Genomic DNA, 25068 nt, shown 5'->3' on the forward strand with positions numbered 1-25068 from the left:
TTCGACCGTCGGGTGCCAGGCGACGACCGCCGGCGCAGGCGATCTGCACGCGAGACCCCCACGACCTAGACGAGGAACAACCCGGTGTTTGACAAGATTTTGGTGGCCAATCGCGGCGAGATCGCTGTTCGAGCCTTTCGTGCCGCATACGAACTCGGAGCCGCGACGGTGGCGGTGTTCCCGTATGAGGATCGAAACTCCACCCATCGGCTGAAGGCCGACGAGTCTTATCAGATCGGTGCGCCGGGCCACCCGGTGCGGGCCTATCTGTCGGTGGAGGAGATAGTCGCCGCGGCACGCCGGTCGGGGTCGGATGCGATCTACCCGGGCTACGGATTCCTGTCCGAGAATCCGGATCTCTCCGCGGCCTGTGAGGCGGCCGGGCTCACGTTCATAGGGCCGCCCACCGAGGTGCTGGAGCTGACCGGGAACAAGGCCCGAGCAGTGGCAGCAGCGCGGGAAGCCGGCCTGCCGGTGCTGGCGTCATCCGCTCCGTCGGCCGATGTCGATGAGTTGCTGGCCGCCGCAGAGGCGATGTCGTTCCCGGTGTTCGTCAAGGCCGTAGCCGGCGGCGGTGGTCGGGGGATGCGCCGGGTTGCGGAAGCCGAGGAGTTGGGCGAGGCGATCAGGGCAGCATCACGAGAAGCGGAGTCGGCGTTCGGTGACCCGACGGTGTTCCTCGAGCAGGCGGTGATCAACCCGCGCCACATCGAGGTACAGATCCTGGGCGACACCCAGGGGAACGTGATCCACCTCTTCGAGCGGGACTGCAGTCTGCAACGACGGCATCAGAAGGTGATCGAGCTCGCCCCGGCGCCGAATCTGTCCGCGGAACTGCGAGCGAAGATCTGCGCGGACGCCGTCGCCTTCGCCCGTCACATCGGCTACTCGTGTGCCGGCACCGTCGAGTTCTTGTTGGACGAGCGTGGTCAGCACGTGTTCATCGAGATGAATCCTCGAATCCAGGTCGAACACACGGTGACCGAAGAGATCACCGATGTCGATCTGGTCCAGTCGCAAATGCGGATCGCCTCCGGCGAGACGCTGGCCGATCTCGGTCTGTCGCAAGACCGGTTGCAGATTCGTGGCGCCGCCCTGCAATGCCGCATCACCACGGAGGACCCGACGAACGGCTTCCGGCCCGATACCGGCCGCATCACCGCCTACCGCACTCCAGGTGGTGCGGGCGTGCGTCTGGACGGTGGTGCCACACTGGGCGCCGAAGTCAGCGCTCACTTCGATTCGATGCTGGTGAAGTTGACGTGCCGGGGTCGCGACTTCGACACCGCGGTCGCCCGTGCGCGCCGCGCGGTCGCCGAGTTCCGCATCCGTGGAGTCGCCACGAATGTGCCTTTCTTACAGGCGGTCCTCGACGACCCCGAGTTTCGAGCCGGCCGGATCACCACCGCGTTCATCGAGCAACGTCCGGAGTTGTTGACCGCACGGGTGTCCGCGGACCGGGGCACGAAGATCCTCACCTACCTCGCCGACGTGACGGTCAACCGGCCACACGGCGAGCACCCGATCGCGGTCGATCCACGAGACAAACTGCCAGCGCTGACCAGGCCAGGGCCGGCCTCACCGCCGGCGGGCTCCCGGCAACGACTGCTCACACTGGGTCCCGAGGGCTTTGCCGCCGACCTACGGGCCCGCCCGCAACTCGGAATCACCGACACCACTTTCCGTGACGCGCACCAATCACTGCTGGCCACCAGGGTCCGGACCAGCGACCTGTTGGCCGTGGCGCCGTATGTGGCGGCGTCGACGCCGGAGCTGTTGTCGGTGGAGTGCTGGGGTGGCGCAACGTATGACGTGGCCCTGCGCTTCCTCAAAGAGGACCCGTGGGAGCGGCTGGCGGCACTGCGCGAAGCGATCCCCAACATCTGTCTCCAGATGCTGCTGCGCGGCGCGAACACCGTCGGATACACCCCGTACCCGACGTCGGTGACCACTGCCTTCGTCGACGAGGCCGCCGCGACCGGTGTCGACATCTTCCGGATATTCGATGCACTGAACAACGTCGAGGCGATGCGACCGGCCATCGACGCCGTGCGCGCAACCGGTACCGGCGTCGCCGAGGTCGCGATGTCTTACACCGGCGACCTCGCCGACCCGGGTGAGAATCTGTACACCCTCGACTACTACCTGCGCCTGGCCGAAGACATCGTCTCCGCAGGCGCACACATCCTGGCGATCAAGGACATGGCCGGACTGCTCCGCGCCCCGGCCGCCACCCGACTCGTCTCGGCCCTGCGTCGGGAATTCGACCTCCCGATCCATGTGCACACCCACGACACCCCGGGCGGACAGCTGGCCACCTACCTCGCGGCATGGGAGGCAGGCGCGGACGCAGTCGACGGCGCGTCGGCGCCGTTGGCAGGAACCACCAGCCAGCCCTCGCTATCGGCGATCGTGGCGGCAACCGCGCACACCCCGCGCGACTCCGGACTCGACCTCGCCGCCGTGTGCGACCTCGAACCTTACTGGGAATCGGTACGGAAGGTGTACGCGCCGTTCGAATCCGGTTTGCCCGCACCCACCGGACGGGTTTACCACCACGAAATCCCCGGCGGGCAGTTGTCTAACCTGCGCCAGCAGGCCATCGCGCTGGGGCTCGGCGACCGCTTCGAGGCGATCGAACACGCCTACGCTGCGGCCGACCGCATGCTCGGTCGGCTGATCAAGGTCACCCCCTCCTCAAAGGTCGTCGGTGACCTGGCCCTGGCCCTGGTCGGCGGAGGAATATCCGCCGCGGGATTCGCCGAAAACCCCTCGGCCTACGACATCCCGGATTCGGTCGTCGGGTTCCTCCGGGGTGAGCTCGGCGATCCTGCGGGCGGTTGGCCAGAACCCCTGCGCACCAGAGCACTTGAGGGTCGCGCAGCCGCATCGCAGGTCAACACCCTCTCCGATGCCGACGAGCAGACGTTGCGTCAGCCCGGGCGCGACCGGCAGGAATTGTTGAACCGCTTGCTCTTTCCCGCACCGACGAGCGAGTTCGAACAGCACCGCAACACCTACGGCGACACCTCCCTACTCTCGACCGCCCAGTTCTTCTACGGGTTGCGCTATGGGGAGGAGCACAGTGTCGAACTCGAACCAGGCGTGGATCTGCTCACCGGACTCGAAGCCGTCAGCGAGCCCGACGACCACGGCATGCGAACGGTGATGGCCATCCTCAACGGGCAGTTGCGACCGGTGCAGGTTCGCGATCGAGCCGTCGGCGTGGAGATCCCCGCTGCGGAGAAGGCCGAACCCGGCAATGACCTCCATGTCGCGGCCCCCTTCGCCGGTGTCGTCACCGTCGCCGTGGCCGTCGGAGACGACGTCGAACCCGGCACCACCATCGCCACCATCGAAGCGATGAAGATGGAAGCCGCCATCACCACCCGCAAGGGGGGAACGGTCGCTCGCGTTGCCATCACCTCGACCGCGCAAGTCGAAGCCGGTGACCTCGTCATCGAACTGAGCTGACGGGTCGGGCGCCCTCACCACAAACGAAAGAACTCTGTCATGTCCAGCGAATCATCATCGCACGCATCCTCTTCCGCTGAGAATCGTCCGATGCTCGAGCGATATGACCTAGCCCTTATCGAGCATTTTGCGCGCTGGTTACCCTTCGGCGGGCCCTCGGCTCAGACCGTGTTCGAGGAGTTCGGTATCCCCCTGGAGACCGCGTACCGCCGAATGCTCGCTCTGACCGAACCCAAGGTCCTCAAGCGGGTGCCCAGTGAGCATCTCAAGAGCCTGACGGCGGTGGCCGCCTATCGGGTCACGTTGGTTCGCAACGTTCGACGTGCCTCTAGCACGCGTCGTTGACCGCATGAATAATCAAGCCGGCCGACCTGTTCGGTCGGCCGGCTTGAGATGTCAGCCTCAGGCAGCGCCACGCTCCATTGGCGGGCTGCTGCATTCGGTCACCCGGTATGCACCGTGACGATGTTCTCGACGGGCTCTCGTCCAATCCGATAGCGGTAGGCGGGTGCGTTCGGGTCCGGTCGTCCGAACGAGATGCCGAACAAGAGCTTCGATTCGTCCGAGATCCCCAGCTCCTCGCGCACGGTGTCGGCGAACATCCCGAGGGTCGTCTGCGGTACGCCCGAGAGACCTCGGGCTGCCAGAGCAAGGAGAAAGGTCTGTGCGAACATGCCCACGTCGGAAGCCACGCGCACGGAGTCTCCGACTGCGGGCATGAAGAGGAACGCCGCGTGCGGTGCACCGAAGAAGTGAAGATTCTGGACGGAAACCGAACGACGCTTCTTGTAGTCCTTCCGCTCGACTCCCAATGCCTCGTGATAGGAAGCGCCTTGGGCCTGCCGGCGCTCCCCCAGTGCGCCCTGGTACGCCGACGCATCGAAGGTGAAGTCGGGAGTCGGGGGGGACTTCTCTTCGGCCTCCAGCAGTGCGGCGACGAGACGGTCCCGAGCGGCGCCGGAGACGATGTGGACCTCCCACGGCTGGGTGTTGCAATTCGACGGCGACCACGACGCATCGGCCAGCGCCTCGCGCAACGTCTCCTCATCCACGGGCTCCGGTAAGAAGCTGCGATAGGAACGACGTTCGCGGACGAGCGTTTGAAAAGGTCTCGTCAAGTCGGTGTCGTCCTCGGCCACCTCGAGGTGCCGAGCCATCTAGCCACTGCCCTTCTCGGCAAGCGCCGCTCGGCGATAGCTGGCCGCCGGGTGCCGATCGTTGACGCGGGCTGAGCCGAACCACTTGTCCCGCAGGGTCCCCGGAGCGTACTCGGTCTGCATGAGCCCGCGCGCCTGCAGTACGGGCACCGCGTACTGGGTGAAGTCGGCGACTTCACCCGGGCCGTTGATGAACGACAAATTGATTCCGTCAAGACCCGCAGCCGCCCACTCTTCGATACAATCGGCGACCTGCTCTCCGGTGCCCACAACGTGCGGTGTCATGGGCTTCTGGATCACCTCGCGGAAGGTCCACTGCTTGTTCGGTGCCGCCTCGGCCAGGGCCCGGACTGCTCCCTGCATCGCATCCGTATTCAGATCGCCGATGGGAGAGTCGAGATCGAGTCCGCTGAGATCGAGTCCCATGGCGGAACTCTGGTAGGCGAGACTCGCTTCGTCACTCAGGTATGCCCGCATCTCGTCTGCCTTGCGCTGGGCCTCTTCTTCCGTGGGCCCGACGATGGCGGAAATGGCTTGGAAGATCAGGATGTCACCCGGATCGCGGCCCGATTCCTCGGCGAGCTTACGCACATCCTGGACAAAAGTGGCCGCGCCCTGAGGGCTCTTCGCCGAGATGAAGATCGCCTCCGCGTTCCGCGCCGCGAATGATCGCCCCGTGCTAGACGAGCCCGCCTGGAAAATGACCGGCATCCGCTGCGGCGACGGTTCGACGCACAGCGGTCCCGCTGACCGGTAGAACTCGCCGACGTGATCGATGGAATGCACAGCAGTCGGGTCTGCGTAGATCCCGGTCTCTGGATCACGGATGACCCCGCGATCCTCCCAGCTACCTTCGAGCAGCTTGTAGCAGACATCGACGTACTCTTCGGCCCGCGCATACCTCTGGGCATGATCGGCGACTTCCTCGAATCCGACGTTGCGCCATGCCGACCTCTGGAACGACGTCACGACATTCCAGGCAACCCGGCCCTGCGTGAGATGATCGAGGGTGGCGACGCGTCGCGAGAAGCTGTAGGGATGCTCCTGGATGACGTTCGCGCTGAACGCGAAACCGAGGTTCTCGGTGACCGCGGCAAGTGCAGGCACCAGCGCGCTGGGGTCGTTGATCGGGAACTGCACACCGCGACGGACGGTTGCGTCTCGCGAGCCCTCATAGGTGTCGTAGACACCGGAGTGGTCCGCCCAGAAGATGGCGTCGAACCGCGCCTCTTCGAGGGTACGGGCCAGGTCCATCCAGGACTTCAACGACCGGTAGTCGTGATCAGCACCCAGCGGCTGATTCCACGGCGAACCCGGGAATCCCGCCGGGGCGTTGGTCGTGAACATACAGAAACGGAGGGGCCCTTTTGACTGCGGCGTGTCCGAATTCGATTCGCGCATACTAAATTCCTTTAAATTTACTGTCATTACGGATGATTGAGGTGAATCACACAAACGAGCTGGTGACCGCACCCGCACTCTGGGAGATGATGGCCGATTCAACGAAGTTCGCCGCCGACACCAGCGGGTTGAGGACGGGAACCCCGAAGTACGCGCCGTCAGTGTTCAGCTCTGCGATCCCCTTGCTGAAGAAGGTGCAGGCGAAGTACACGGCATCTACGCCGTCCTCGGCGACAGCTGCCGCGGCCTGCCGTAAGCCGTCGGTGCGCAGCGCCTGAGTCATCGCGTCGAGGGTCAACTCACGCAGTCGATCTGGGTCGGCGGAAGTCAGGTGGTCGAGCACGTCGGGTTCCGGATGATTGGTTATCGGCACTCGGCGGAATGCGTACTCGCCCTCGTTCAAGCCGTTTTCGCGGGCCGTGGTCTGCCAGAAGTCTCCGCTGCCCAGCGACCGAAGACGCGATGCGTAGCTGTCCGGCAGCTGCCGGGCAAGAATTGCCAGTTTGCCGAACGCGCGCGACATGCGAATTGCCGCCTCGGTCGGAGCGGACACCGGAATGTCGACCGCCTCACGGACCACCTGCAGGCATGGGTCCCCCGAGCAGGCGATGACCACGCCGTCGAAGCCCTCCGCTTGTGCTCGCTGCGCGGCGGCGACCATCGTGGACTCAATTCCTGGGACTGGCCACGGAAGCGGGGGAGCGCCATCGCCCAGGTTGCGGACCTCGATCGTCGTATCGGGTCGGACTCGCGGTCCGACCACCTCCTCTGCCGGCGCATCCATGTAATCCATACCCCATGGGTTCAGTAACAGAATTCGCTGAGACATCGCACTCCCTTGTCAGACGCTCGTCGACTATTGGTCAGACTTGAGTCTCTTCCAGAGCGGCGTTATGCGCTCGCGCCTCGTGTCGGAAGTTTCTCCGGAACAACCCGACAGCTGTTCGAGTCGTTGAGATGGATCGAATCAGGTCGACGTCACGCTTCCTTGATGCCCAGAGCCCGCATCTTTCGATACAGCGTGGACCGCGCGATTCCCAGACGTTCCGCCGCGGCGAGTTTGTTGCCGCGAGAGTCGGCCAGCGCTGTCAGAATGACATCCCTTTCCGATCGCTGCAGCGTCGGGAGGGGCGCTCCGACAGCACGACGGTACTCGGGCGGAAGATCGGTGAGCCCGATGTCTCCGCCGAGAGAACGCAACCGAGCCGATTCGAGCGCGGCGCCCAGTTCGCGGACGTTGCCGGGCCAGGGCAGACCGCGAAGCGCCTGCATGGCGGCGGGCTGGATGCGCGGCGTCGGGGCCCCGTCCGGCTCTCGCAGCAGCGCGGTGACGATGTCCGGGATGTCCTCGGGGCGGTCACGCAGCGGAGGAAGTTCGAACCGCGCTCCGAAATGGTCCATGAGTCGAACCGCCTGATCGGCCAGGCCGGTGGTCTTGACCGTGGCGATCACGCGCGCGCTGCGGGGTCCGTCGAGAAGCGCGGAGAGAAGAGCGGTGTGACTGGGCGGGAGAACCTCGAGATGGCGGAGGATGACGGTTCCTGGTCCTTCGAGCGCGCGCCGGACCTGCACTGCCCAGTCCTGGTCGAGCGCCGCGAGAGCACACTCGAATACGGCCGCGTCGTCACCGGCCACGCGTGTTGCCAGTCGACTCTTACCCGTCCCGCCCTCGCCGGTGAGGACGACGTCACGACCCGCACGTGCAGCGGCGGTGACATCACCGATGACGCGTAGCCACGCGGCACTCCGTCCCGGCACCTCCGGGTCGGACATGTGTGTAGCCGACTTCCGGTGGGGCGACCCCACGGTGTCCCCGCGAAGCTCGATGAGCACTCCAGCTGCACCCTCTCGACCCTCGCCGACCATACGGCCTCTGGCCTGGACGACTGTTCCTCCGTGCAACTGCAATTCACCCACGAACTCGCAACGTTCGGTCGTCGACGAGGTCGCGAATTCCCACAGAAGCGCATGATCGTTCGCATCCAGAAGTGTTGCGGCCGCATTGTTGGTGATCAGGAAATCCTGATTGAGGCTGACGATCGCGGCCGACGTTCGGCGAGACGCCCCGAGGAATTCCTCCAGGAGCATTCGCTCCTGCAGTGAAGACCCGGCATACATGCGGGACTCGATGTCTCGGGCCGCGGAGAGCATGAGTGGGATCATCAGGTCGTGGGAGTGCCGGTACGAACTCGACACGTTCAGTACGCCCACCAATTTCTGAGTGAGCGGGTGCCGCAAGGGCGCCCCTACGCAGGTGAAGTCCTGGAAGTTGTCGCGGTAGTGCTCGGCACCAGCGATGGCGACGGGTGCGGCCGTCTCTATCACGCTGCCGATCCCGTTTGTGCCGATGTGTTCCTCGCTGTACACCGAGCCCGGCACGCAGAACACCTCGTCCAGGTAGCGGGAGTATGTGGGATCCGCGGCGCGGCGGTCTAAGATCCGAGCCTCGGAGTCCGCGAGAATGACGGCAGTTCCGCTGGGAAGCCGCTCCGCAAGCCAGTCGATGACTGGAGTTGCCGCGCTCATGAGCAGCCGATTGGCCCCGTCGAGGTGCGGAAGGAAGGGCACCTCGATCGCGTTCGGGGCGACCCCGCACAACTGCGACCGACGCCATGACGCCGCGATCTCGGGTCGAATGTCGCGGACCGGTGTATCGCCCGACAAGAACTCCTCGCGCGCCGTGCGGACAGCCCGCTCTCGATGGTCAAGGATCATGTAAAAGCCTCCACGTTCCCTGTGTGACCGAAGCCTCTATGACTTCACCTTTGTGACTTGAGTCAACCCTGAAGCGATGCGACACAACTGTCCCATATCGCTACACAGCCATCTGGTGGCGTCCCGAGCTGTCTCGTACTCGGACAGTTTCGAGCCCCTCGATTGAATCACGATTCTGAGTGATCACCGCCACAGGATCTGGCCGCGCCGACGCCCACCACACTGGCCGACACATGGCGGTCACTCGTCGGCCGAGATCAACGACCAATTTTGCACGCTGCATCGGATCGCCGAACGCAGCACCACCGATAGCTACAAAAGGAGTCACAGTGACAAACGCTGCACACGCCGCGGGAAGAAGGGACGACGTGGACGTCGAGGCCATCGTCATCGGAGCCGGCTTCGGCGGTCTCCGCTGCTTGCATGAGCTACGGTCCCGCGGACTCTCCACCAAGGTGCTCGAGAAGGGCACCGACGTCGGCGGAACCTGGTACTGGAACCGCTATCCCGGTGCACGCACGGACAGCGAGAGCTGGGTCTACTGCTACTCGTTCGACAAAGACCTACAGCAGGAGTGGGACTGGAAGGAACGCTTCCCCACCCAGGCGGAGGTCCAGGCTTATCTGAGTCACGTCGCGGATCGTCATGACATGCGCAAGGACATCGAATTCGGCGTCACGGTGGAAGCCGCGAAGTTCGACGAGGACACCCAGCTGTGGACCGTCACAGCCAGCACCGGCCAGACCTACACGTCCCGCTACGTCGTCGCAGCGACCGGACAGCTCGGCATCCAGCACTTCCCCTTCGGCGGCGTCGAGAACTTCAAAGGCGAGGCCCACCACTCGTCGAACTGGCCGAAAGAGGGCGTCGACTTCACCGGCAAGCGGGTCGCCGTCGTCGGTACCGGCGCCACGGCGATCCAGATCATTCCGCTCGTGGCCCAGGAAGCCGAGACCCTCACCGTCTTCCAGCGGACTCCGAACTTCGTGATGCCGGGTCGCAACTTCGCACTGACCGACTTGCACCGCAATGCGATCAAGCGAGATTACGACCGCGTGTGGGCCCAGGTCCGGGACCAGCCGTTCGGAATGGCGTTCGACCCGGTCAATCGGATCTCGGGCGACACCGAACCCGCCACTCGCGACCAGGTACTGCAGGCAGGCTGGGAATCAGGCGGATTCCGCTACATCTTCGAGACATTCGACGACCTCCTGACCGATCAGGAGTGCAACGATCTGGCTTCCGAATTCGTCCGCAACAAGATTCGGGCGATCGTCAAGGACCCGAAGACCGCCGAGCTGCTATGCCCGACGAACCACCCAGTCGGCGGTAAGCGGGTTCCCCTCGGGCACTTCTACTACGAGACGTTCAATCGCGACAACGTCACCCTCGTCGACGTCAACACGAACCCCATCGAGCAGTTCACCGAGAAGGGTTTGCAGACCGCTGAGGGCGAGCTGGAATTCGACATCGTCATCATCGCCACCGGATTCGACGCGGTGAGCGGGGCTCTCACGCACATGGACGTCCGCGGTCGCGGCGGTCAGACGATCGAGAACCGTTGGGCCGACGGCGCGGAGAGCTACATGGGGATAATGGTCGACGATTTCCCCAACTTCTTCACCATCCTCGGCCCCCAGGGCCCCTTTGCCAACAACCCGCCGGTCATCGAGCATCAGGCCGAGTGGATCGGCAAGGTGATCACGCTCTGCGAGGAGGATGGCCGCGTCGCCGAGGTGTCCCGCCAGACGGTAGACGACTGGTTCCGCGTCACGCAGGAGGCCTTCGATTCGACGGTCCTCGCCAAGGGCGAGGAAGCCCACAGCTGGTACCTCGGTGCCAACATCCCCGGCAAGGCACACAAGATCCTCTACTGGTTCGGCGGGGTGCCCGCCTATTTCGACATGCTCGAGGAGTCGGAGAGTCGCGGCTTCGATCTCGTCGACGCCCGATCGGCCGCCACCGTCAGCTGAGCCCCGGCCCGGCACCGTCGACGAGGCCGGTGCCGGGCCTCATTCGGGACCCATTGACTTACGCGCCGCTCGGCGCATCTGATTACAACGACGAATGGAGCAGAAATGGCGTATCTCGAGGTCGAGGACGGCAAGCACGTCTACTATGAGCACTTCGCCGGAGACAAAACCCCCGTGGTGTTGGTGCACTGCTGGGGGGGTACGACACGTCTGTGGAACACCGTGCTCGGCGCGCTTCTCGGGGCCGGACACGAGGTCCTGACACTCGATCACCGCGGTTGCGGGGAGTCCGACAAGGACTTCACCGACGCCTCGATCGGCGCCATCGCGTCCGATGTGGTGGCGCTTGTCGAAAAGTGCGGGCTCGTCAAGCCGATCCTCAACGGCTGGTCGCTCGGCGGCGCGGTAGTCATGGAGGCTGCATCGCGGCTGGGTGACAACCTCGGCGGCGTGGTCCTGACCGGTGCGGCGACGCCGCGATTCAGCCCGACCGGCGACTGGCCGTACGGCAACGATCGCCAGGGCACCGCGGACTCCCTCGCGCTGATGGCACAGGACCGCGCGGCGGGAATGAGGGTGATCGCCGACGCTTGCTTCGCCAAGCCGGTCTCGCCGGACCTGTCGCAGTGGGCCTGGACCCAGTTCGCCCAGAACGGTCCGCGCTCCGAGCAGAGCCTCCGGGAGCTCGTTGACATCGACCAGCGCGATCTGGCCCGGCAGCTCGATCGCCCCGTACTGGTGATCGCCGGCGACGCGGACGCCTTCATCCCGTTCGACGGCGTCCAGGCGTCCATCGAGCTGTTCAAGGACGCCCGTCTGTTCACGATGTCCGGCTGTGGCCACGCACCTCACATGGAAGAGCCGGCCACGTACAACGCCGAGTTGCTGTCGTTCCTGCAGAAGGTCGGCGGACGCGACTCCGTCTCCGCCTGACACCCGACCGGTGGTATCCGCGTCGCAGATTCGGCTCGGATACCACCGGTTCTGTCGTCCAACGGACGACAACCCGACAAACGATCGATGAGGAACCGACATGGTCATTCGCGTAACGACGCTCGGCGATCTGGTAGACGCGCAAGCACAGCATTCCGACGCCACTGCTCTGGTCATGCCCGACGCTCGCTTCACGTATCCGGAGCTCGCGGCCCGGATCGACCACATCGCCGCAAGCCTCTTCGCGCTCGGAGTCACCGGCCGCAGCACGGTCGGCATCCTGATGCCCAACACGTCCGATTACGTGACCGCGCTGCTCGCCACCGCGAAGCTCGGTGCCGTATGCGTGCCGATCAACAGCCGGTTCAAGGCGCATGAATTGTCCTATGTCATCGAACACGCCGACATCGACGTGCTGCTCGTGGCCTCGGACCCCAACGGCACCGACTACGCCGAACTGATCAGCACGGTGCTGTCCGACCTCGCCGGCGGCGAGCCGGGACGGCTGCACCTCGAAGCAGCACCGCGACTCCGGGCGGTGGTGAACCTCTCGGGCTCGACGCCGGGAATGCTCGACCGCGCGACGTTCGAGGCCGGTGCCGCAGCAGTCGACCCGTCTCGGATCGAGACCTTGCGGCAACGGGTCCGTGTCCGCGACATCGCTCTGCTGATGTACACGTCCGGCACGACCGCCTATCCCAAAGGTTGTCTGCTGACCCATGAGGCACTGGCCCGACACGCCGCGAATGTCGCGCACACCCGGTTCTTGCTGGAACCCGCTGACTCTTTCTGGAATCCGCTTCCGCTCTTCCATTGCGGGGGCCTCGTGCCGATGCTCAGTTGCTTCTCCGTCGGCGCCACCTTCTGCCATGCCGGTCACTTCGAACCTGGTGCCGCGCTGCGCATGATCGCCGCTGAGCGCTGCACCGTCCTCTTCCCCATCTTCGAAACCATCTGGCAGGCAGTCCTCGAGCATCCCGACTTCGGCGCCACGGACTTGAGCGCGGTTCGCCTGATCCAGAACATCGCCACCCCGGAGCGGATCACTCAGTTCGAACAGGCCGTGCCGCAGGCACATCAACTGACGTGCTACGGCTCCACCGAGTGCGGACCCAACCTGCTCATGCCGATGCCCGACGACCCGCCCGAGATCCGGCTGCGCACACTGGGCCGGCCGGTCGACGGGATGGAGGTCAAGATCGTCGATCCAGATACCGGTCAGGATTCCGGCACCGACCAGATGGGCGAGCTGTGCATCCGCGGATACTCGATGTTCGAGGGCTACTACAAAGACCCCGCCGGCACCGCCGCCGCCATCGACGCCGACGGTTGGTTCCATTCCGGGGACCGGGCCATGGTGACCGCTGAGGGCAACGTCGTCTTCGGCGGTCGGATCAAGGACATGCTCAAGGTCGGCGGCGAGAACGTCGCAGCGGTCGAGATCGAGGACTACCTCGCCCAGCACCCCGCTGTCGCACACGCCCAGGTGGTTGCCGCACCGGACGCGCGCTACCAGGAGGTCCCAGCCGCCTACGTCCAGCTCGCCCCCGGCGCTTCGCTGACCCTCGACGATCTGGTCGACTTCTGCAGCGGTGCCATCAGCTCGTTCAAGATCCCCCGGTATCTGCGTATCGTCACGGAGTGGCCGATGTCCGGAACCAAGATCAGGAAGGTGGACCTGCGTGAGTGGATCGCCGCCGACCTCGCCCGGGACGGCGTGACCGAGGCACCTCGGATCGGCGAGCGCGCCGCCCGGTAGGGCGCCTCCCAGGCGGGACAATACTTCTAAAGCACCACCGGCACAGCCCTTTTGGTCGACTTTGAGCGCACGCACACCACCGGGTGGACGCTCTGCGTGGTCCGCGGGTCGGGTGTTTCACGGTTTCCCCTCTCGCGCCCGCCCGGTTGCCTAGGATTCAGTGGTGAGGTGAAGATGATCAATCCCTTCGCGAGTTCGACAAACCCGCCGAACGCTCCCGAAGAAGAACGTGTGTTCGACAAGGGACGCCCGGGCACTTTTGCCGCGTCGCTCAGCCACTGGGATCATCCACGGACAGCCCTGGGCGTCCGGATCATGGCCGACCACGCCGTCGAGCACGGTTACTCCCGCGAGGCGGTACTGGCTTCGACGGGCCTGTCTCCGGAGGAACTCGACAGCTCGGTGACTCTGGTCGATGCGCGGCAAGAGATCACCGCCACGCGAAATTTCCTCACCTTGATGAAGAACCGCCCCGGACTCGGACTGGAGGTGGGTCGCAAGTTTCACCTGACCACCTACGGACAGCTCGGTTTCGCTCTGTTGAGCAGCCCTCGCACGGTCGACATGACCCATACCGCGTTGCGGCTCCTGGGGTTGACGTTCGCATTCTCGACGGTGACCGCGGAGATCACCCCCGACGGCCGATACGCGACCCGGTTCAGCGGAGACGGCGTACCAGAAGATGTGCGTCAGTTCTTGATCGAACGCGACCTGGCTGCCACGGTGACCACTCACAACGAGTTGTTCGCCGGGGATTCCACATCGGTGCCGCTGTTGTCGGTCCGGTCGCAGTTCGCAGGCGTGGCCGGCCATCCACTCTTCGACGTCCCGGTCGAGTTCGGCGCCGCCGACACCGCGATCGTATTCGAGCGGGAGTACCTGACCCAGGCACTGCCGCAAGCATGTGCTGAGACCGCGCAGGAGTGCATCTCGCTCTGCGAACGGATCCTCAGCGAACGGTTGGACCGACGCGGCGCCGCCGCTGCTGTCCGCGCCAGGCTGTTGCGATTGGGTGGTCGCGACGACGGCATCGTCGGCGCAGCGCAAGCGCTACACATGACCGATCGCACCCTCCGTCGCAAACTGACCGCCGAGGGCACCAGCTATCGGCGCATCGTCGACGACGTACGTGCCGCGGTCGCAAGGGAACTGCTGGAGGTCGACCAACTGACGGCAACGGAGACAGCACATCGACTCGGTTTCGGTGATCTGTCGAGTTTCCTGCGTGCACAACGCAGGTGGGAGCAGACGGTCCCGGGGTTCCGTCGCGACTAAATCGAATCCGAGGCGGATTCGCCTGGAGGTTGTGGGCGCTGGTGTCTTCGGCGACTGGCCACCAAGCATCGATCGCCCAGGCCCGCCAACCGCGGCGCCTGGGTCACCGAGGTCACCGACCTGCCGACGTCACCGCTCATAGTCGGCCCTTGCGGTTGTTGGTTGCCGCGCGGCCTCCACGGTGAGCCGCCGTCTCACCGGCGCGGAAGGCCTCGAACAAGTTCGGACAGGGAAGAGCGGCAAGGCTGCCGGTGATTGTCTTTCACTGCGTGGTTGGCCTTACACTCCGAAGGTCTGCCGACGGGCACCTGCTTCACGCCCCGCGCCGAATCACCCCCACCACTCCAGGGACGTATCTGCCCTGACGCTCAGACTGCGGTGTAGCCGCCGTCAACGCACACATACGAGCCGGTCATGAAACTGGCCTTGTCGGAGAGGAGAAACGTGGTCACGTTGGCGATCTCCTCCGGCTGTCCCAGGCGGCCGAGCGGATGCTTCGCCTTGATCGCAGTGACAACTTCCTCCGGCGCGGGGGCCATCATCGGTGTGTTGATGTAACCAGGCCCGATCGCATTGACGCGCAGCCCCTGAGCTCCGTATTCAGCCGCAGCATTCCTGGTCAGACCCACCACGCCATGCTTGGCCGCCGTATATGCGGAGTAGCCAGGGGCGGCGACGGCGCCATGAACCGAGGCTATGTTCACAATGGCTCCTTCCGCGGCGCCCGAAGCGAGGATAGCCGGGATCTGATAGCGCATTCCGTAGAGGACTCCGCTCAGATTGATGCCAATGACCCGGTCCCAGTCCTGAAAGTCGAGGTCTCCAACCGGAACATCGGCACCGACGACTCCAGCATTGTTGACGGCGTAGTTGAGGGCACCGTAGGTCGCGACCGCAAGTTCGACAGCCTTCCTGCCGTCGTCGGCGACGCCCGCGTCGCCCTGGAACTGGACTGCGACACCGCCTGCGGCCGCAATGTCGTTCACGACACGCGTGGCTGCATCGATGTCGAGGTCGAAGACGACGACGTTGACACCGTTCCTCGCGAGGTCTTTGCTGATGGCTTCCCCCAGTCCTGACCCTCCGCCAGTGACGAGCGCGGTCTTGCCTTTCAAGTTGTTACTCACAAATTACTCCTCCCAAGCGGGATCGATGTAGCGACGTTGCGGAGGGCTTGCTGTGGGCTTTCCTCAGGGGCACTTCCATCCAGCCGAGCTCCTCACATCGGACGATGGACGTCGCAGCCCCAAGGCCTTACTCCAAGAGTTCTCCCATTCCGGCTGCCGCAATGGCGTCGCGGTCGCCGGTCACCCAGACATTCTTCAGAAGGCGATCGCGGATTCGCCAACCGTCGGACGTGCGAATCAGGGAATCCTCGTAGAAGCCGCCCATCACGAACAGAGGATCGGCGAGCTTCTGACGCCATACGTGAGTGGCGATGTAGTACGAGTGCATCGATGCCGTGTCGCCGGACACCTCGACCTGGAACTGAGTGGTGACGTGCTGGGTGGCGGAGAACGACTCGCCCAGGAACTGCAGCGTCTGGTCCAATACCGTCTGGGTTCGAAGCTTCGGCAGCCCGAACGCTGCATCGGGGGTGAAGCATGACATGAAGGCTTCCTGATCTCGGGTGTCGAGACTCCGCGCATAGCGCAGTCCCACCTCGATGATCGCGCGTTCATCGGATACGGCCTCGGACATCGATTGCTCCTTCGTTCGCTGTTTCTCGGGATTGATTGACGTGGGGTTCTCTAAACTGCAGTCACTGTCGGCGCGCCCGGCCCGGTGACGTCCATCGCGAGCGGAGGGAGGTCAGACCATCTCGAAGCCGTGGTAGTGCGCCACCTCGACGCCGTCACCGATCTGCTTGTAGGTGCCGACGCCGCCCACGAAGGGCATGAAGACCCGCTGCTTGCCCGGGATGTTCGCACCCATGTACCACGACGTCGCCTGCGGATAGAGGGTCAGGTCCGCGAGGTCATTGGTGGTGTTCACCCAGTTGTCCTCGACCTCGCTGTCGACCTCGACGCGCCTCAACCCTCGTTCACGCATGTGCTCGATCGCGCGAGCGATCCAGTCGACGTGGTACTCGATGGACGTCAGCATGTTGGACAGGACCGACGGACTCTGCGGGCCCGTCACGAAGAAGAAGTTCGGGAAATCCGCTGACATCAGTCCGAGGTAGGTGCGGGGGCCGTGAGCCCATTTGTCCCGCAGGGTCTTCGCGCCGTTCTTGATGTCGATCGAGTTGAGCGCACCGGTCATCGCATCGAATCCGGTTGCCAAGATGATGACATCGAACTCGTGCTCGGTGTCGCCGGCGACGATCCCGCGCTCGGTGATACGGCGGATCGGGTGCTCCCGGATGTCGACCAGCGACACGTTGTCTTGGTTGTAGACCTCGTAATAGCCGGTGTCCACGCACAGCCGCTTCGTCGAGACCGGGTAGTGCGGCAACAGCTTTTCGACGAGATCGGGGTCGGTGACCTTTGCCCGGATCTGCCGACGGATGTAGTCACCTGCGGCCTCGTTGGCCACCGGGTCGGTGAAGACGTCCGTGAATCCATTGGGGAAACACAGTCCGCCGTTGGCCCAGCGCCGATCGAGTTCGATCGCCACCTCTGCGGGATCGGTCTCGACCAACAACCGGGTCCCGTCGTTGCACTGCAGTCCGCCGAGGGTCGTCCGGCTGCTCTCCCGGATCTCGCGGTAATGCGTCTTCGCCTCGGCGAGGCGTTCCGCGTTCGGCCCGTTGTGGGCAGGCACGGCATAGACCGGCGTGCGCTGGAACACGGTCAGCTCACCGACGACCGGCGCGATCGCGGTGATCGTCTGGACCCCGGACGAACCGGTACCGATCACTGCGACCTTCTTGCCGGCCAGGTCGACACCCTCGTGCGGCCAGCTCGATGTGGAGTACATCTCCCCACCGAAGTCCTCCACCCCGTCGAAGACGGGTTGCGCCGGTACCGAGAGGCACCCGGTCGCCGCGATGACGTAGGTAGCGGTGTGGGAAGCGCCGTCGTCGGTCAGCACGGTCCACTGGCTCAGGTTGTCGTCCCAGTCCATGGACTCGACGCGCGTGTTGAACGTGATGTCCTTGCGCAGGTCGTGCCGTTGCGCCACGTGCTGGATGTAGGAGAGAATCTCTGGCTGAGCGGCGTACCGCTCACTCCAGTCCCATTCCTGCTCGAGATCCGGATCGAAAGAGTACGAGTACTCGATCGACGGGACGTCGCAGCGTGCCCCCGGATAGCGGTTCCAGTACCAGGTTCCGCCGACGTCTCCGCCGGCCTCGAAGACCCGGACGTCGTAACCGAGCTCGCGCAGGCGGTGGAGTTGATAGAGGCCGGCGAAGCCGGCACCGATGATGATGGCGTCGTGGTCAGGCATTGGTCAGACTCTTTCCACCAGAGAAGCGATGTGGGTGTTGATGTGGTCGGTGACGAGCCGTATGCCCTCGAGGGCTCCGGGCAGGATGTTGATCATCTGGAAATACGCGTGCATCTGCCCTTGGGCTTCCTCGAGCGTCACCGGCACCCCGGCGGCTTCCAGCGCTTTGGCGTAGGCGATACCCTCGTCGTGCAAGGGGTCGTATTCAGCGACAAACACCAGCGCCGGCGGCAGACCCGCGAGGCTCTCGGCGCGTATCGGCGAGGCCTCGGGCTTCTTGCGCGCCTCCTCATCGGGGAGGTAGTGGTCCCAGAACCAGATCATGGTGTCCCTGCTGAGCATCAGCTGGTTCTCCGGCGCGAGGTAGGAGTCGGTGTTCACATCGCAATCGGTCACCGGGTAGACGAGGACCTGGTAGTCGATCCGCGGTCCGGCCTTGTCCCGGGCCCACTGCGTCATCACCGCGGCAATGTTCCCGCCGGCGCTGTCACCGGCGACGATAAGCGGAACACCCTCGGGCGCAAGCTCATTCGCATGATCGCTGACCCAGCGAAGGCCTGCGTAGCTGTCTTCGATGGCCGTCGGGAAGGGATGTTCGGGTGCCTTCCGATAGTTGACCAGCACCACCGTGGACTGCGTCTGGTTCACCACGAGACGAGCCAGGTGGTCGTACTGCAGGTCGATGTCGCCCAGGACCCAACCGCCGCCGTGGAAATACACGATGATCGCCTGCGACGGGGCCTCCGGCTCGAGCACGCGAACCCGGAATCTGCCGTCCGTGCCGTCGAGCTTGAGGTTGCGGACAGTGCCGACCTCCGGGCCCGCTCCGGTCAGGCCGGCCATGATCGGTCCGGTCATGCGGGCGATGGCGGGTGTCGACTCGTGGATGGCCGGTGCGCCTTCCTCGGCCATTTGGGCCAGCATGGCCTGGGACACTGGTTCTAGAGGCATGAGAATTGTTCTTTCGGTAATAGTGATCGTGCTGGGCGGTGGGCGCCGGTCGGTTCCGGCGACCACCGCCGGAGGTCACCCTTGAAGTGCTTTGACCTCGAGGAACTCGAGTAGACCGAAACGGCCCGCCTGCCGGCCTACACCCGACTGCTTGTAACCGCCGAACGGCGCGTTCGGGTCGAAATCGGCCCCGTTGACCATGACCTGGCCCGCCTTGATACGCCGGGCGAACGCGTGCGCGCGGGAAGAATCGCCCGCCCACACTGCCGCGGCGAGTCCATAGACGGAATCGTTGGCGATTCGTTCGGCATCCGCTTCGTCGTCATAGGGCTCGATCACGAGCACGGGTCCGAAGATCTCCTCCTGGTGGACCACCATGGACGTGTCGACGTCGGCGAAGACGGTGGGCTCCACATACGCCCCCTGGTCATCATGCGGACGGCCGGTGCCGCCGCCGGTGACCACGCGTGCGCCTTCGGCTTTACCGCGTTCGATGTAGTCCAGGACTCGTCGCTGCTGCGTTGCCGAGACGAGGGGGCCCAGCACAGTGCTGTCCTCCGAAGGGTCACCGACGGTGAAGTTGGCCAGCGTCGCCTTCACGATCGACTCGACCTCGGCCTGCTTGTCACGCGGGACGACCAGACGGGTGAGCGCCGAACATGTCTGGCCTGAGTTCATCATCGCGCCCTGCACAGCGGCGGGGATCGCGGTCGAGAGATCCGTACCCTCCAACACCACGGTGGGGCTCTTGCCACCGAGCTCCAGCGTGACCCGCTTGACCGTGGGCGCAGCGAGTTCGGCGACCCTTCGGCCCGCCCTCGTGGAGCCGGTGAAGGTGACCATCCCGACCTCCGGATGCGCCGCGATGGCCTCCCCGACTACCGGGCCGGTGCCGAACACCACGTTCAAGACGCCGGCCGGCACTCCGACTGACTCGAAGATCTCGACCAGCGAGATGATGCTCAGCGGGGCGACCTCGCTGGGCTTCAACACGACCGTGTTACCTGCGGCGAGCGCATAGGCGACTTTCTCGGCCACCATGAACAGCGGGTAATTCCACGGCGTGATGGCACCGACCACGCCGAAAGGCTCGTGCACGATGGTCGAGTTGCCCTCGGGGTACTCGAAATCGAACTCGGCCGCAGTCACGGCGGCGTGGCTGAAGCTGTTGATCGCCAGCGGAACCTGCACTGCGCGTGCGAATTCGATCGGTGCCCCGATCTCACTGCTCAACAAACCCGCGATGGCCTCGAGACGCTCCGTGATCCCGTCGGCAATACCGGAGAGGAACTTGGCACGATCCTCGACGGAGGTCGCGGACCAGGCCGGCAGAGCGGCCGCGGCGGCGTCGACCGCCGCGTCGACGTCGGCCGTGGTCCCGGCGACGACCTTGGTGATCTCCTCCCCGGTGGCCGGGTTGACCACGGGGATGAACTCGGTGCTCGTCGAGGGTTGCCAGGAACCGCCGATGTAGTTCGTGTCATGCACATTCATGCGATGCATCCTTTTTGGTCGATGGATGGGGGACAGGCGGTGCGATCAGTAGTCCGCTTCGGTGTAGCGGATCACTCCGCGGAGGTTCTTGCCGTCGCGCATGTCCTGCCATCCCTGGTTGATGTCTTCGAGCCGGTAGGGCGTGACGAGCTCCTCGAGCTTGAGATTGCCCACGCGGTACTGCTCGAGAAGGCTGGGGATCTGGGTGCGCGGACCGACGCCGCCGAAGATCGCTCCCTGGACGCGCTTCTGCAGCAGGGTGAGCTCGAAGAGATTGAGATCCACGGTCGTGGTGGCGTGGTGCGCCACCGAGGTGACCACCACCTGGCCGCCTTTTGCGGTGAGCGACAACGCCTCCTGGACGTGGTGTCCCTCGACCTCCCCGAGGGTCAGTACCACCAGTTCGGCAAGTCGTCCCCAGGTGAGATCCGGTAGCGCTGCCTGCGCGGCAGACATCGAGTCGTAGACGTGCGTCGCGCCGAACTCCAGTGCCTTCTTCTGCTTGAACGGGACCGGATCGACCGCGACGACGAAACGCGCCCCGGCGGCGGCGGCACCCTGTACCGCGTTGATCCCGACTCCGCCGACACCCACGACGACGACGGTGTCACCGGGTCGGGTCTGCCCGATCGCGGTGGCCGATCCCCACCCGGTCGAGACTCCGCATCCGAGGAGGGCCGCGGCCTCGAGCGGGATGTCCTTCTCGATCTTGAGGACCGATGCCTGATTGACGGTCACGTACGGGGCAAATGTCCCGAGCAGACACATCTGCAGCAACGGCTTACCGTCGCGGGTCCTCGCCCGATAGGACCCATCGGAGATCGCCTCGCCGGTCAGCAGGCCGGCACCCTTGTCACACAGGTTCTGCAGGCCCGAGGCGCACGGGCGACAGGTACCACACGCCGGAACGAAGGACAGGACAACGTGATCGCCTTCTTCGATCCCGCTCACACCGGGCCCCACCTTGGTAACCACGCCCGCACCCTCGTGTCCGCCGAGCACCGGCAGGAAGGGAAGCGGGCTCGCGCCGGTCGCCACGTGCTCGTCCGAGTGGCACAACCCCGAGGCGGCGAGGCGAACCTGAACTTCACCGGCGATCGGATCGCCGAGCTCGATCTCTTCGATCTGCCACTCGGCACCAACTGCAGGCAGGATTGCGGCTTTGGTAAGCATGGATGTTTTCCGATCCGTTGGTCGTGACTACGATTGGGACGCATGGGTTCCCATCGACACAGATGACGATCAGACGTACCCACACGTACCCCGGTTCGTGTGGCACAGGTTGCATCGATCACCTTGTGTGACGAACGTTACGTCTCGACATTGCTGACCGGAATGACCAAAGCGGACAAGTAGCTGTCCTTTCTGGCCACCGCTGTTCAACCAAGAGACCGAGCCCTGCTGAGGTCAGTGACCAGGATCAGGTCGGCCGACGGCGCCTCGGATACTGCGCCCGCGCCGCGAACCCTCCTGCCAAGCAGTGCCAACACCAAAAACGCTCGGCCGCAACACCGCCGAACCTCGCCGGAAACGGGCGACGACCGGGGAGGAAGCGACGGGTTTGTCCGCGCCACGCGCCGGGTCAGGCCTCCTCCCGTGTGGCATTGACATTGTTGACGTAATCGCGCTGCGACTCCGGCGGAAGATACTCCTCCTCCAGGAGCCTCACGTGCTCGTAGCTCGGCCGGACCCAGCGGTAGCCGCTTCCGACGTAGTCACCAGCGCCTTTCAGTGAGTCGATCACATCGAACCGCCGGGTCAAGGGCTCCAGACTTCCTGTACCGCGTAGCTCCTTCAGCAAGCTCCACATGTCAGTGAGCCCCGTGCGCATTATCGGAGTCACCTCGATCGCTTGCGCCCCATGGCAGAGAGTTCCGCCAGTGATGGACGCGAACGCTGATCCGCGGACTCGATGACGTAAGCCGGGCCCGGGGTCTCCGCCAACCGACCGATGGCTTCGGCGTCAGAGACCAAAGCGATACCGCTCTGTCCGCCCGCCTTCTTCGGTTCCGCCTGGTCTTCGATGTGTATACCCGCGACACCGGCACCGATGAACTCCTGCACTGTTCGCTGAACCAGCGCGGGCCCGGGGCCGAAACCTGTGTCGGCGTCGCAGTACACCGGGATGTCGACTGCAGCCGCGACCCGCGCGCGGTGCTGAACCACATCGGTTCTCGGGAGCAGCCCCACGTCGGGAAGCCCGTTCCAGAAAGCCACATCGCTATGCACCGGAGCCATGGGCGAAGCCCCACAAGCGCATTGGACGCGAGTGTGTGGTGAATAGTGTCGAAAAGGTCGTATTTGCCGATTCGCCGCCTACGCAGGAGAACGATCATGTCTTTCCCACGCCCATCTGATTTCGACCTCGTTGTCGCAATCGAGAGCGAGGACGGTGAACCCGATTTCATGGACGTTTCTTCACCTGCGACGGCTGCGATCGACGGGGCAGTCGAGTCGTCATGGTACTGGTCGGTCACCGATGGGCATCAAACGAACTCGCCCGAGAACGTGCCAACACGAACCGGAGTCGCCGAGATCGGTGGCTACACCTTCGGAATCGTCTGCTTCCCCGCACATTCGGCGGGCAAGCTCGACGTGGCCAGGTCGACGCCGTCGGCCATCTCGACCGGCCACGACGGTGATCCCGCGTTTGCATGCCTTAGACACCATCGACTACGAGATAGTGCCCTCCGGCCAGTCGACATCGAACTTCCCAGTCGACGAGTCCGAACACTCCGACCGGGCAGTCTGCTCGTGATGGGAGGCGTCCCCCATGCGTGGAAGAACAACTTCGACCAGGATTGCATCTACGCGGCCATCACGATCGGGGCCACGCGCGACTGAATCCTGTATGGACTGAACTGTGGATCCGAAACGCAGATGGCGTGCCACCGCTCAGCGGTGGCACGCCATTTGGGATCGGAGTCGCTCGTCAGCGGCGCCTACTCGGGTTCGAAGGTGGCAATCATGGTGTCGCCGTCGACTTCGTCGAACCTCACCTTCAACTTGAGACCAGGTGTCAGCTCGACATCGGCGACGTTGACAAGCCGGGAGACCACGCGAGGGCCCTCCTCGAGCTGAACAAGACCGACCACGAATGGAACGTCTTCCGCGAGGACGGGGAGCGGCGCCAAAGCGGTGTCTGTCCACGTGAACAGTTCCGCCCGGCCCGAGCACTCATCCCACTTCAGATTGAGAGAGCCGCACCGAAAACACATCTCTCGCGGGATGTGAATCCACGAATTACACGCGCTGCATCGTTGGAGCGCGATCTTGCCCTGCGCGAAGTGCCCATAGAACTCGTCGGCCACCGGCGAACGAACAGGTTTGATGAAAGTAAGCTTCTTCGTCGGGTCAGTCATTTCGGAGTACCGCCAATCCGCCATCGCCAAAGTCTCCCCAGCCTGTCACCAAACCGGTCTTCGCGTCCTTAACCTGCCGCTTACCGGCCTCACCGCGAAGCTGCTTGACGGCCTCGTTGATATGGTTCATTCCCCAGATGTGCGCCTCCGAATGGAGGCCTCCGTGCGTATTCATCGGCAACTCTCCGGTCAAGCGCAGGCGTCCATCTTTGATGAAATCCTTCACCTCGCCTCGCTTGCAGAATCCCATCGCCTCGATCTGCAGCAGTGCAATGAAGGAGAAGCAGTCATACACTTGCATGAAGTCTATGTCGGAATGAGTGACGCCGGCAGACGCAAACGCGCGCGGGGCAGCCTTGTTGAGGCCGATCTCGAAAATGTCCTCACGAGATGCGAAATCGTCTGCCGGGTAAGGGTGCCCCTCGGAGACTCCGGCTATGTATACCGGCTTCTTCCGCAGATCCTTTGCCCGACTCGGTGAGGAGACGATGACGGCGCATGCGCCGTCATTCTCCAGACAGCAGTCGAACTTTTGGAATGGCTTCGATATCCAACGCGCTTCGTCGTACTCCTCGCGAGAGAGTGTCCGCCCGTACATCAGTGCGTCTGGATTCAACTGGGCGTTCGATCGACTACTCAGGGCAACTTCGGCCAGCGCATCCTTGTCCGTACCGAACTCGGCCATGTGTCGTGTGGCAAGCCACGCGTACCACTGAACAGGTGCGACTGCACCGTGTGGAACGTAGTAGGAACCCAGCGACCCGGCGAGGCCCTCGAGATCCGTGCCGACCTTGCTGATACGTCGATCCGTGTACCCGTTCCAACCCAGCGGCACCAGGACGTTCTCTGCGACACCCGAAGCGACGGCCATCGCTGCAGTCTGGAGCGCGACCACCGGACTGGCGCCACCCATGAGGATGGTCGAGGCGTACTTCAGGTCCTCGATGCCGAGGTTTGCGGCCAGCTGTTCGGCCGTGCTCGCCACTGGCGGACCCACGATCCCGTCGATCTCGTGGGCTTTCAGACCCGCGTCATCCAAAGCATTTTTGGTCGCCTCGAGAAGAAGACGAAGTTCAGTTTTCTCGGTCCCCCGGGTGTACTCCGTCTGGCCGATACCGACGATGCAGGACTTGTCAGAAAGTGCGTTCATTCAGCTGCCTCCCGTCAAGAATTTTACGGAT

Annotated in this window: 21 protein-coding genes; 7 read left to right on the forward strand and 14 right to left on the reverse strand. The window is 64.2% G+C overall.

Annotation, left to right across the window (positions count from 1 at the left end; all coding sequences use genetic code 11):
• Nucleotides 1-84: 84 nt before the first annotated feature.
• Nucleotides 85-3474 (forward strand): pyruvate carboxylase, encoded by a 3390-nt coding sequence (locus KTR9_RS22955; protein ID WP_014928358.1) that lies wholly within the window; start codon nucleotides 85-87, stop codon nucleotides 3472-3474.
• Nucleotides 3475-3564: 90 nt separating this feature from the next.
• Nucleotides 3565-3819 (forward strand): hypothetical protein, encoded by a 255-nt coding sequence (locus tag KTR9_RS22960; protein ID WP_044507338.1) that lies wholly within the window; start codon nucleotides 3565-3567, stop codon nucleotides 3817-3819.
• 98 nt (nucleotides 3820-3917) lie between these two features.
• Here the strand turns inward: KTR9_RS22960 and KTR9_RS22965 are convergent, their stop codons facing one another.
• The 4 genes from KTR9_RS22965 to KTR9_RS22980 all read right to left on the reverse strand — a co-directional run bounded on the left by KTR9_RS22965 (nucleotide 3918) and on the right by KTR9_RS22980 (nucleotide 8747).
• On the reverse strand, nucleotides 3918-4631 hold the full coding sequence (locus KTR9_RS22965; RefSeq protein WP_014928360.1) for a nitroreductase: 714 nt from the start codon (nucleotides 4629-4631) through the stop codon (nucleotides 3918-3920).
• Entirely contained in the window at nucleotides 4632-6032 is a 1401-nt protein-coding gene (locus tag KTR9_RS22970) for an NtaA/DmoA family FMN-dependent monooxygenase (RefSeq protein ID WP_014928361.1), read from the reverse strand. It lies immediately after the preceding gene.
• 46 nt (nucleotides 6033-6078) lie between these two features.
• Nucleotides 6079-6693, reverse strand: a complete 615-nt coding sequence (locus tag KTR9_RS22975) for an aspartate/glutamate racemase family protein (RefSeq protein ID WP_044507339.1) — start codon at nucleotides 6691-6693, stop codon at nucleotides 6079-6081.
• A gap of 317 nt (nucleotides 6694-7010) precedes the next feature.
• Entirely contained in the window at nucleotides 7011-8747 is a 1737-nt protein-coding gene (locus KTR9_RS22980) for a sigma-54-dependent Fis family transcriptional regulator (protein ID WP_014928363.1), read from the reverse strand.
• 329 nt (nucleotides 8748-9076) lie between these two features.
• Here KTR9_RS22980 and KTR9_RS22985 point away from each other — a divergent pair, with 329 nt between their 5' ends.
• The 4 genes from KTR9_RS22985 (at nucleotide 9077) to KTR9_RS23000 (ending at nucleotide 14687) form a co-directional block, all read left to right on the forward strand.
• Nucleotides 9077-10720 (forward strand): flavin-containing monooxygenase, encoded by a 1644-nt coding sequence (locus KTR9_RS22985; protein WP_014928364.1) that lies wholly within the window; start codon nucleotides 9077-9079, stop codon nucleotides 10718-10720.
• Nucleotides 10721-10825: 105 nt separating this feature from the next.
• On the forward strand, nucleotides 10826-11653 hold the full coding sequence (locus KTR9_RS22990; RefSeq protein ID WP_014928365.1) for an alpha/beta fold hydrolase: 828 nt from the start codon (nucleotides 10826-10828) through the stop codon (nucleotides 11651-11653).
• A 100-nt stretch (nucleotides 11654-11753) separates the two neighbouring features.
• Nucleotides 11754-13412, forward strand: coding sequence for an AMP-binding protein (locus tag KTR9_RS22995; protein WP_014928366.1), 1659 nt, complete (start codon nucleotides 11754-11756; stop codon nucleotides 13410-13412).
• Between the two features lie 174 nt (nucleotides 13413-13586).
• Entirely contained in the window at nucleotides 13587-14687 is a 1101-nt protein-coding gene (locus KTR9_RS23000) for an AraC family transcriptional regulator ligand-binding domain-containing protein (protein WP_014928367.1), read from the forward strand.
• A 368-nt stretch (nucleotides 14688-15055) separates the two neighbouring features.
• Here the strand turns inward: KTR9_RS23000 and KTR9_RS23005 are convergent, their stop codons facing one another.
• The 8 genes from KTR9_RS23005 to KTR9_RS23040 form a co-directional block, all read right to left on the reverse strand.
• On the reverse strand, nucleotides 15056-15814 hold the full coding sequence (locus KTR9_RS23005) for an SDR family NAD(P)-dependent oxidoreductase (protein ID WP_044507344.1): 759 nt from the start codon (nucleotides 15812-15814) through the stop codon (nucleotides 15056-15058).
• A 127-nt stretch (nucleotides 15815-15941) separates the two neighbouring features.
• On the reverse strand, nucleotides 15942-16388 hold the full coding sequence (locus KTR9_RS23010) for a nuclear transport factor 2 family protein (protein ID WP_014928369.1): 447 nt from the start codon (nucleotides 16386-16388) through the stop codon (nucleotides 15942-15944).
• Between the two features lie 111 nt (nucleotides 16389-16499).
• The gene (locus KTR9_RS23015) at nucleotides 16500-18080 is read right to left on the reverse strand and encodes a flavin-containing monooxygenase (RefSeq protein WP_014928370.1); all 1581 of its coding nucleotides are present in this window, start codon (nucleotides 18078-18080) and stop codon (nucleotides 16500-16502) included.
• A gap of 3 nt (nucleotides 18081-18083) precedes the next feature.
• On the reverse strand, nucleotides 18084-19097 hold the full coding sequence (locus KTR9_RS23020) for an alpha/beta hydrolase (protein ID WP_238553980.1): 1014 nt from the start codon (nucleotides 19095-19097) through the stop codon (nucleotides 18084-18086).
• Nucleotides 19098-19106: 9 nt separating this feature from the next.
• Nucleotides 19107-20525 (reverse strand): aldehyde dehydrogenase family protein, encoded by a 1419-nt coding sequence (locus KTR9_RS23025; RefSeq protein ID WP_014928372.1) that lies wholly within the window; start codon nucleotides 20523-20525, stop codon nucleotides 19107-19109.
• Between the two features lie 45 nt (nucleotides 20526-20570).
• On the reverse strand, nucleotides 20571-21698 hold the full coding sequence (locus KTR9_RS23030; protein WP_014928373.1) for an NDMA-dependent alcohol dehydrogenase: 1128 nt from the start codon (nucleotides 21696-21698) through the stop codon (nucleotides 20571-20573).
• Nucleotides 21699-22107: 409 nt separating this feature from the next.
• Nucleotides 22108-22356 (reverse strand): hypothetical protein, encoded by a 249-nt coding sequence (locus tag KTR9_RS23035; RefSeq protein WP_044507346.1) that lies wholly within the window; start codon nucleotides 22354-22356, stop codon nucleotides 22108-22110.
• A gap of 8 nt (nucleotides 22357-22364) precedes the next feature.
• Entirely contained in the window at nucleotides 22365-22742 is a 378-nt protein-coding gene (locus KTR9_RS23040) for an isocitrate lyase/phosphoenolpyruvate mutase family protein (protein WP_158409761.1), read from the reverse strand.
• 117 nt (nucleotides 22743-22859) lie between these two features.
• On the opposite strand from KTR9_RS23040, the gene KTR9_RS23045 reads away from it, so the two are divergent.
• On the forward strand, nucleotides 22860-23369 hold the full coding sequence (locus KTR9_RS23045) for a hypothetical protein (RefSeq protein WP_044507348.1): 510 nt from the start codon (nucleotides 22860-22862) through the stop codon (nucleotides 23367-23369).
• A gap of 98 nt (nucleotides 23370-23467) precedes the next feature.
• Here the strand turns inward: KTR9_RS23045 and KTR9_RS23050 are convergent, their stop codons facing one another.
• Complete coding sequence (locus tag KTR9_RS23050) at nucleotides 23468-23887, reverse strand: Zn-ribbon domain-containing OB-fold protein (RefSeq protein ID WP_158409762.1); 420 nt, start codon at nucleotides 23885-23887, stop codon at nucleotides 23468-23470.
• Nucleotides 23880-25037, reverse strand: a complete 1158-nt coding sequence (locus tag KTR9_RS23055) for a thiolase C-terminal domain-containing protein (RefSeq protein ID WP_014928377.1) — start codon at nucleotides 25035-25037, stop codon at nucleotides 23880-23882. The genes KTR9_RS23050 and KTR9_RS23055 overlap by 8 nt, the downstream gene beginning before the upstream one ends.
• Nucleotides 25038-25068 lie beyond the last annotated feature (31 nt).

Origin of the sequence: Gordonia sp. KTR9 (assembly GCF_000143885.2) — a bacterium.
In the GTDB taxonomy this organism is placed as follows: domain Bacteria; phylum Actinomycetota; class Actinomycetes; order Mycobacteriales; family Mycobacteriaceae; genus Gordonia.

Excerpts from the sequence above, each read along its gene's own strand:
- KTR9_RS22960 (WP_044507338.1), top strand. The coding sequence starts at position 3,565 with ATGCTCGAGCGATATGACCTAGCCCTTATCGAGCATTTTGCGCGCTGG.
- KTR9_RS22965 (WP_014928360.1), bottom strand. The coding sequence starts at position 4,631 with ATGGCTCGGCACCTCGAGGTGGCCGAGGACGACACCGACTTGACGAGA.
- KTR9_RS22970 (WP_014928361.1), bottom strand. The coding sequence starts at position 6,032 with ATGCGCGAATCGAATTCGGACACGCCGCAGTCAAAAGGGCCCCTCCGT.
- KTR9_RS22975 (WP_044507339.1), bottom strand. The coding sequence starts at position 6,693 with ATGGTCGCCGCCGCGCAGCGAGCACAAGCGGAGGGCTTCGACGGCGTG.
- KTR9_RS22980 (WP_014928363.1), bottom strand. The coding sequence starts at position 8,747 with ATGATCCTTGACCATCGAGAGCGGGCTGTCCGCACGGCGCGCGAGGAG.
- KTR9_RS22990 (WP_014928365.1), top strand. The coding sequence starts at position 10,826 with ATGGCGTATCTCGAGGTCGAGGACGGCAAGCACGTCTACTATGAGCAC.
- KTR9_RS22995 (WP_014928366.1), top strand. The coding sequence starts at position 11,754 with ATGGTCATTCGCGTAACGACGCTCGGCGATCTGGTAGACGCGCAAGCA.
- KTR9_RS23000 (WP_014928367.1), top strand. The coding sequence starts at position 13,587 with ATGATCAATCCCTTCGCGAGTTCGACAAACCCGCCGAACGCTCCCGAA.
- KTR9_RS23010 (WP_014928369.1), bottom strand. The coding sequence starts at position 16,388 with ATGTCCGAGGCCGTATCCGATGAACGCGCGATCATCGAGGTGGGACTG.
- KTR9_RS23015 (WP_014928370.1), bottom strand. The coding sequence starts at position 18,080 with ATGCCTGACCACGACGCCATCATCATCGGTGCCGGCTTCGCCGGCCTC.
- KTR9_RS23025 (WP_014928372.1), bottom strand. The coding sequence starts at position 20,525 with ATGAATGTGCATGACACGAACTACATCGGCGGTTCCTGGCAACCCTCG.
- KTR9_RS23030 (WP_014928373.1), bottom strand. The coding sequence starts at position 21,698 with ATGCTTACCAAAGCCGCAATCCTGCCTGCAGTTGGTGCCGAGTGGCAG.
- KTR9_RS23035 (WP_044507346.1), bottom strand. The coding sequence starts at position 22,356 with ATGCGCACGGGGCTCACTGACATGTGGAGCTTGCTGAAGGAGCTACGC.
- KTR9_RS23045 (WP_044507348.1), top strand. The coding sequence starts at position 22,860 with ATGTCTTTCCCACGCCCATCTGATTTCGACCTCGTTGTCGCAATCGAG.
- KTR9_RS23050 (WP_158409762.1), bottom strand. The coding sequence starts at position 23,887 with ATGACTGACCCGACGAAGAAGCTTACTTTCATCAAACCTGTTCGTTCG.
- KTR9_RS23055 (WP_014928377.1), bottom strand. The coding sequence starts at position 25,037 with ATGAACGCACTTTCTGACAAGTCCTGCATCGTCGGTATCGGCCAGACG.